The organism is Myxococcus vastator, from assembly GCF_010894475.1.
GTDB classification, from domain to species: domain Bacteria; phylum Myxococcota; class Myxococcia; order Myxococcales; family Myxococcaceae; genus Myxococcus; species Myxococcus vastator.
The window spans coordinates 1-7,247 of the sequence record NZ_JAAIYB010000426.1; the positions used below are offsets into that span (position 1 = coordinate 1).

The window sequence follows — 7,247 nt, forward strand, 5'->3', positions numbered from 1 at the left end:
ATGGGCTGGTGGCCGCGCGCTTCCTCCGGGAGGGCGGCGCCTGCGTGTCGGTGGTGAGGGTGGGTGACGCCGCGAAGCTGACGCCGGAGTCGCGCCGGAACCTGGAGGCGCTGAAGGGCTTCGGCGTGACGCCGCGCACCCTGGAGACCGTGCCGGTGCCGGGGCGGGGTGACGTGGTGGTGGACGCGCTCTTCGGCACGGGCTTGAGCCGCGCGCCGGCGGGGGCCTTCGCGGACGCCGTGGCGGCGATTCGCGGCTGGCGGGCCGCGGGAGCCAAGGTGGTGGCGGCGGATGTGCCATCCGGGCTCCAGAGTGACTCGGGGGAGCCCTTCTCGCCGTGTGTGGAGGCGGATGCCACCGTGGCCTTTGGCTTCCTCAAGCCGGGTCAGGTGCTGGAGCCGGGGGCCTCGCTGTGTGGCCGGGTGCACCGGGTGGACATCGGCATGGGCGGCGAGTCCTCGAAGGAGGTCTCCGGTCCCGAACTCTTCGTGGTGGAGGAGGCGGACGCGCGGCGCACGTTGCCGGCGCGGAAGGCGGACTCCCACAAGGGGACCTTCGGGCACGTCCTGGTGGTGGCGGGCAGCCGGGGGAAGACGGGCGCCGCGGCGCTGGTGGCGAAGGCGGCGCTGCGCTCGGGCGCGGGGCTCGTCACCGTGGCCGCGCGGGCGGACGCGCTGGACACCATCCAGGCGCACTCGGCTGAAATCATGGGCATCCCCCTGGAGGCTTCCGGGCCGCTGGGCCTGGGAGACTTGGACGCGCTGGTGGCGGCGGCGGAGGGCAAGGATGCGCTCGTCATCGGGCCGGGGATTCCGCGAGGCCCGGAGACGGGGGCGCTGATTGGCGAGCTGCTGTCGCGCGTGGAGGTGCCCGCGGTGCTGGACGCGGACGCGCTCAACGCGGTGGCCACGGACCTGTCAGTGCTGCGCCGCGCGAAGGGGCCGGTGGTGATGACGCCGCACCCGGGAGAGATGGCTCGGCTGACGGGCAAGCCCACGAAGGAGGTGCAGGCGCACCGGCTGGACGTGGCGCGGCGGTTCTCCGTGGGGTTGAAGGTGACGCTGGTGTTGAAGGGAGACCGGACGCTGACGAGTGACGCGGATGGACGCGTGTATCTCAACACCACGGGCAATCCGGGCATGGCGACGGGCGGCTCGGGGGACGTGCTGTCGGGGATTTGTGGCGCGTTCCTGGCTCAGTCGCTCCCGTTGCCGGCGGCCATCTGGACGGCGGTGTACGCGCACGGGCTCGCGGGAGACCTGGCGGCGGCGAAGCGCGGGCAGCTGGGGCTGGTGGCGGGGGACATCGTGGAGCAGGGGCTGTGCGAGGTGTGGCTACGGTGGGAACGATGAGCGCGGAAGCGTTGGCGGCGCGTGTGCGGACGGTACGGCTGGAGTCTCCCGAGGAGACGCACCGGCTGGGCGTCCGGCTGGGCGAGTTGCTGCAGCCCGGTGACTTCGTGGGGCTGATTGGCGACCTGGGCGCGGGAAAGACGCACCTGGTGCGCGGGGTGGCGGACGGGGCGAACGTGCCTCGCTCCGAGGTGGCGAGCCCCACGTTCGCGATTGTGTACCCGTATTCGGGCCGCATCCCGCTGTACCACGCGGACCTGTACCGGCTGACGGACTACGACGACCTGTACGCCACGGGCTTCCTGGACCTGGAAAGCACCGAGAGCGCGATGCTGGTGGAGTGGCTGGACAAGATTCCGCAGGCCGCGCCCCGCGACTACCTGCGCGTCACGCTGAAGCACGCGGGCGGCGAGGCACGGGAGCTGACAGCGGAGGCGTTTGGCGCCCGGCCGGCGGCCTTGCTCGACGCGTGGATGGGCTGACGCGCAACCGGGCCTCAGGCCACGCTGCGCGACGTGTCCGGCTTCACGGCGGGGCCGAAGTCCGGGCCCGCGAGCTCCGGCACGCGCCAGTGGTGGAACACGAGGTTCGCGTCCACGCCGATGACGTCCTCTTCGGCCACCGGCGCCCAGTACGGCCCGCCGCACAGGGACTCACTGGCCACGACGAGCTGCTCCAGCTTCGTCCCCGGTGCCGGCAGCGTCGACACGTCGTCGCGTGCCGGACCCGTGGACACGAACAGCGTCCGGTTGCGCCGAGACGCGACCATCAGCTCGCCGTCGGACACGAGGAAGTTCATCGCCGAGCGACCCTCCTGACCCGCGACATCCGTGATGGCGGCCACCAATGACATCGTCTCCGCCAGCGCGCGCGCCACGGCCTCCACGGGGACCTTCCGGTCAATCGGATGCCGGGCCGCCAGGCGGGTGAGGAACAGGTAGAAGCACCGCTCGCTGTCCGTGGTGCCCTGGATGTTCGTCCGAAGGCTCGGGCAGATGAGCGCTTCCACGGCGGCCCGGTGCTGCGCGAACTCCTTCACCGTCCCGTTGTGCACGAACGCCCAGCGGCCATGCAGGAAGGGGTGGGCGTTGCGCAGCTCGACCGCGCCCACCGAGGCCAGGCGGACGTGCGCCACCACCGTGTGGGAAGACACCCGGCTGCTCACCCGCTCGAAGTCCGGGTCGCAGTGCGCGGGCCCCACACCGTGCGCCACCACGGGCGCGGGTTCGGCGCCGTACGCGGCGATTCCCCATCCGTCCTTGTGCTCGCGCGACTGGATGAGGAGCGAGTTCTTCTCCGTCACCAGCGAAGGATGAACGGCGGCGGGAATCGCTGAACGGAATCCAAATAGTCGGCACATGGCTGGCAGCGAAAATCCTTAACGTCCGGCCTGTCGGATGTCGTCTCGTCTTTACCCAGTTGGCGCCGCCGTGTCTCTGCGACGCCGGTTCACGCGCAGCCATCCATTGGCTGCCGGACAGCGATGCGTCCGGCCTTCACCACCACTCGCGCGTGCGCTACCCCTAGATGGTAGGGCAGATGGCGGTACGAAGCACAGCTGAAGACCACCAGGTCGCCCGGGTCACCCACGGCCAGCCTGCCGTGCTGTTGCAGTCCCAAGGACACCGCCGCGCCGCGCGTGGCTCCCCAATACGCCTCTGCCGCAGTAAGCCCGTTTTCCAGGCACGCAAGTCCCAGTGCCAGTGCCGTGTTTTCACTCATGGCGGAACCCGGGTTCACATTGGTGCCCAAAGCGACGTTGAGCCCCGCGTCGCGGATGCGGCGTCCGGGCGCGTAGGGCCGCATGCGCAGGAACAGCGTGGAGGTAGGCACGAGCACCGCGGTGACATTCGCGTCCGCCAGCGCTTGGAGTCCCGCGTCCGTCACCTGCTCCAGGTGGTCCGCCGTGGCGGCCCCCAGCTCCGCGGCGAGCTCGGAGGCGCCACACGCGGTGAGCTGGTCCGCGTGCAGCCGCGGAACCATTCCCAGCGCCCGCCCCGCGCTCAAGATGCGGCGCGCCTCGTCCACGGTGAAGGCGCTGTCTTCCACGAAGACGTCACAGAAGCGTGCCAGCCCCTCGTGTGCGACGGCGGGGAGAATCTCCTCGATGCACAGCCGCACGTAGTCCTCGCGCTTGCCGCGGTACTCCTCCGGCAAGGCGTGCGCGCACAGCAGCGTGGGCACCAGCTCCAGCGGCGTCAGCGCGCCGAGCCGCCGCACCGCGCGCAGCATCTTCAGCTCCGTCTCCAGGTTGAGCCCATAGCCGCTCTTCACCTCCGCCGTCGTCACGCCCTGCTCCAACAGGCGCTTCGTGCGGGGCAGGGCGAGCCGCACCAGCTCGTCCTCGCTCGCGGCCCGCGTGGCCCGCACCGTCCCGGCGATGCCACCGCCCGCCTTGGCAAGCTCCAGGTAGGTGGCGCCCTGGTTGCGCAGGTCGAACTCCGCCGAGCGCTCACCGGCGAAGACGAGGTGCGTGTGCGGGTCCACGAAGCCGGGGCCCACGAAGCCACCCTGGGCGTCCACCACCTCGGTGCCGGGGCCCACCGCGCCCGGGGAGAGCTCCGCCTCGGGGCCCACGTAGGCGATGCGGCCTCCGCGCACACCCACCACGGCGCCCGGGCGCGGGGTGAGGGCGTCCTCCGCGCGCTCGCGGTGCGAGCCTTCCACCGTCAGCACTTCGGAGGTGTTACGCACCAGCAGGTCCAGCACGTCCATGGCTCAACGTCCTCCGCGTGCGCCCATGATGGGCACGTTCCAGCTCACACCCTTGCCGACCTTCGCGCGGCCAAACCCGCCCGACAGCTCGAAATCATTCAGCGCGCCCCAACGGACGCGCGCCGCCACCACGCCGCCGTAATACAGCGCCTGCTCGTTGCGCCCGTGCGAGGCCACCGTGTGCCACGACGCGAAGGGCACCAGGCCAATGGACACGCTCTTCTCCGGCTGCATCGTGAGCGCGCACGACACCTCCGCGCCGAAGATGCTGCCCGGCCCGCCGCGCGACGTGAGCAGGCCGAAGTCCGTGGCCCCTCGCAACGACAGCGCCGGAGCCAGCCCCAGCCGCTCCGAGCCCACGTAGTACGAGGCCCCGGCATACACGCCGTACCCCGGCAGCGGCACCGGCAGGAACATCTCGCCCTGAAGGCCCGTGTGCAGGTGCAGCCGTTCGGACAGCGGCAGCGTCAAGGCCGCGTCGAACGCCACGCCCCACTGCTGCGGGGAGAAGCTCGACTCGTTCCCACGGAACGTGTCTCCGGTCCCGACGCCGGGCTGCGTCCCCGCGATGGGCGCGCTCAGCCGGGGGCCAGAGCGCATCCCCAACTGCATGACGTTGCGGTCGGGAGCCCCGGGCCCCATCCGCATCACCATGGGGCCCATCGCCGTGGGGGCGCACCCCGTCAGTCCCACGACGACGGCGCCCCCCAGTCCGACCACTGCCGCGCACAAGCGCTTCACTGCGGCCTCCTGCTTCGGCTTCAGGTGGTGATGCCGGGAATCTTCACGCCGCGCTCTTTCGCCACGTCGATGGCCTCCGGGTAGCCCGCGTCCGCGTGGCGCAGCACGCCCATGCCAGGGTCGCTGGTGAGCACGCGCTCGATGCGGCGCGCGGCCTCCGGCGTCCCGTCCGCGACGATGACCTGGCCCGCGTGCAGCGAGTAGCCCATGCCCACGCCGCCGCCGTGGTGGAAGGACACCCACGAGGCGCCGTTCACCGCGTTCACCAGCGCGTTGAGGATGGGCCAGTCCGCCACCGCGTCCGTGCCGTCCTTCATCGCCTCCGTCTCACGGTTGGGCGACGCCACCGACCCGCAGTCCAGGTGGTCCCGGCCAATGACGATGGGCGCCTTCACCTCGCCCTTGCGCACCAGCTCGTTGAAGGCGAGGCCCGCCTTGGCGCGCTCGCCATACCCCAGCCAGCAGATGCGCGAGGGCAGGCCCTGGAACGCCACGCGCTCCTCCGCCATGTTCAGCCAGCGCTGCAGCGAGGCCTTCTGCGGGAACAGCTCGCGCACCACGCGGTCGGTGACGCGGATGTCCTCCGGGTCGCCGGAGAGCGCCACCCAGCGGAAGGGCCCCATGCCCTCGCAGAAGAGGGGACGGATGTAGGCGGGGACGAAGCCGGGGAACTCGAAGGCGTTCTCCATGCCGCCCAGCTCCGCCTGGCCGCGCAGGTTGTTGCCGTAGTCGAAGACGTGGCTGCCGGCCTTCTGGAAGTCGTTCATCGCCTGCACGTGCAGCATCATCGACTCGCGCGCGCGGCGGACGTACGTCTCCGGGTCCCGCTGGCGCAGCTCGGCGGCGGCCTCCAGCGACAGGTCCGTGGGGATGTAGCCGTTGAGCGGGTCATGGGCGCTCGTCTGGTCCGTGACGAGGTCCGGCTTGATGCCGCGGCGGTACAGCTCGCGGAACACCGACGCCGCGTTGCCAATGACGGCGATGGAGCGGCCCACGCGCTGCTCCTGGGCCTCCTTCACCAGCGCCAGCGCATCATCCAGGTCCTTGGCGACGACGTCCAGGTAGCGCGTCTCCACCCGGCGGCGGGCGCGGGTGGGGTCGATCTCCACGCCGAGGAACACGGCGTTGTTCATGGTGGCGGCCAGCGGCTGCGCGCCCCCCATGCCACCCAGCCCGCCGGAGAGGATGAGGCGGCCCGCCAGGTCGTCGGTGCCGAAGTGGAAGCGGCCGGCGGCGGCGAACGTCTCGTAGGTGCCCTGGAGGATGCCCTGCGTGCCGATGTAGATCCACGAGCCCGCGGTCATCTGGCCGTACATCATCAGGCCCTTCTTCTCCAGCTCGTGGAAGTGCTCCCAGTTGGCCCAGCGGCCCACGAGGTTGGAGTTGGCGATGAGCACGCGCGGCGCGTCCGGGTGCGTGCGGAAGATGCCCACGGGCTTGCCGGACTGGACGAGCAGCGTCTCGTCGTCGCCCAGGTTCTGGAGGCTCGACACGATGCGGTCGAAGGAGGGCCAGTCGCGAGCGGCCTTGCCGGTGCCGCCGTAGACGACGAGGTCCTCGGGGCGCTCGGCGACGTCCGGGTCGAGGTTGTTCATCAACATCCGGAGCGCGGCCTCCTGGACCCAGCCCTTGCAGGACAGGGTGGAGCCATGGGGGGCGCGGATGACGCGGGACATGAACGGACTCCTAGGGTGTGGCGGACGGAAAGGCCCGGCACACTACCTGAACCGGCGTGCTTCCGGGCCACCGCGATGTCCGCGTCGCGTCCGCCCCCTCACGAATGCAGCGTGTCGTCGTCGGAGGCGTCCATACCCGGGACCTGGACGGGCCTGCGTGACGCGGGCCGGTCCACGACGCCGTCCTCGCGGTCGATGCGAATGTCGTTGAGGACCTCCTTCACCCCCAGCACGTCCCGGGCGAGCGCCTCCGTCGCGTGCCGTTCGTCCTGGCTGCGCACCACGCCGGCCAGCAGCACCACGCCGTCCCGCACGCGGATGTCCACGTCCTCGGCGTCCACCCAGCTCTGCATCAGCCGGTCGCAGAGGTCCGACAGGATTCGCTCGCTGGAGCGCCGGTAACCTCGCGGCGCGCGTCCCCGAGGCGGCGTCCTCACACCGCCTTCGGGCTGGTAGCGCCCACCGGAGAAGCCACCTTGCCCCAGGTCGTGGTCATCCGGCCGTGACGGGCTGGTGCCGTATCCATCCCACGGTGGCGCCATGTTCTCCACACCGGGGCCGTGGCCCGCGGGCTGCGTGCCTCCGTAGCGGACATCCGTTTCGGCCATGCGTCCGGCGGCGCGCCAGGGCCGGCTCCGGTCCATGCCGCCCGCATCCCGGCGGCGGCGCTCGTGGGCGTCGTCGGCGCCCCGGTGGCCAGGGTGGTGGCGCCCGTCGTGCCCCCGTCGCGCTGGCAGCTCAGGGCCGCCCCGCCGCCCCGTCC

At 71.5% G+C, this 7,247-nt stretch carries 7 protein-coding genes; 2 read left to right on the plus strand and 5 right to left on the minus strand.

The features are described 5' to 3' along the window. Nucleotides 1-1,352 (plus strand): NAD(P)H-hydrate dehydratase (locus tag G4D87_RS30325; RefSeq protein ID WP_163786186.1); only part of this gene is annotated, 1,352 nt, incomplete at its 5' end. Further along, complete coding sequence (gene tsaE / locus G4D87_RS30330) at nucleotides 1,349-1,834, plus strand: tRNA (adenosine(37)-N6)-threonylcarbamoyltransferase complex ATPase subunit type 1 TsaE (protein ID WP_163786187.1); 486 nt, start codon at nucleotides 1,349-1,351, stop codon at nucleotides 1,832-1,834. The genes G4D87_RS30325 and tsaE, both read left to right, overlap by 4 nt. 14 nt (nucleotides 1,835-1,848) lie before the next feature. Here tsaE and G4D87_RS30335 read toward each other — a convergent pair whose 3' ends face one another. The 5 genes from G4D87_RS30335 to G4D87_RS30355 form a co-directional block, all read right to left on the minus strand. Continuing rightward, nucleotides 1,849-2,712, minus strand: coding sequence for a class II glutamine amidotransferase (locus tag G4D87_RS30335; RefSeq protein WP_163786188.1), 864 nt, complete (start codon nucleotides 2,710-2,712; stop codon nucleotides 1,849-1,851). A gap of 89 nt (nucleotides 2,713-2,801) precedes the next feature. Then, a complete protein-coding gene (hutI, locus tag G4D87_RS30340; RefSeq protein ID WP_163786189.1) occupies nucleotides 2,802-4,067 on the minus strand; it encodes an imidazolonepropionase in 1,266 nt (421 codons plus the stop codon). A 3-nt stretch (nucleotides 4,068-4,070) separates the two neighbouring features. Next, a complete protein-coding gene (locus tag G4D87_RS30345) occupies nucleotides 4,071-4,808 on the minus strand; it encodes a hypothetical protein (protein WP_205507773.1) in 738 nt (245 codons plus the stop codon). 20 nt (nucleotides 4,809-4,828) lie between these two features. After that, complete coding sequence (gene hutU, locus G4D87_RS30350; RefSeq protein ID WP_163786190.1) at nucleotides 4,829-6,484, minus strand: urocanate hydratase; 1,656 nt, start codon at nucleotides 6,482-6,484, stop codon at nucleotides 4,829-4,831. Nucleotides 6,485-6,582: 98 nt separating this feature from the next. Next, nucleotides 6,583-7,247, minus strand: a 665-nt coding sequence (locus tag G4D87_RS30355; RefSeq protein ID WP_163786191.1) for a BON domain-containing protein, incomplete at its 5' end; no start/stop codon positions are given.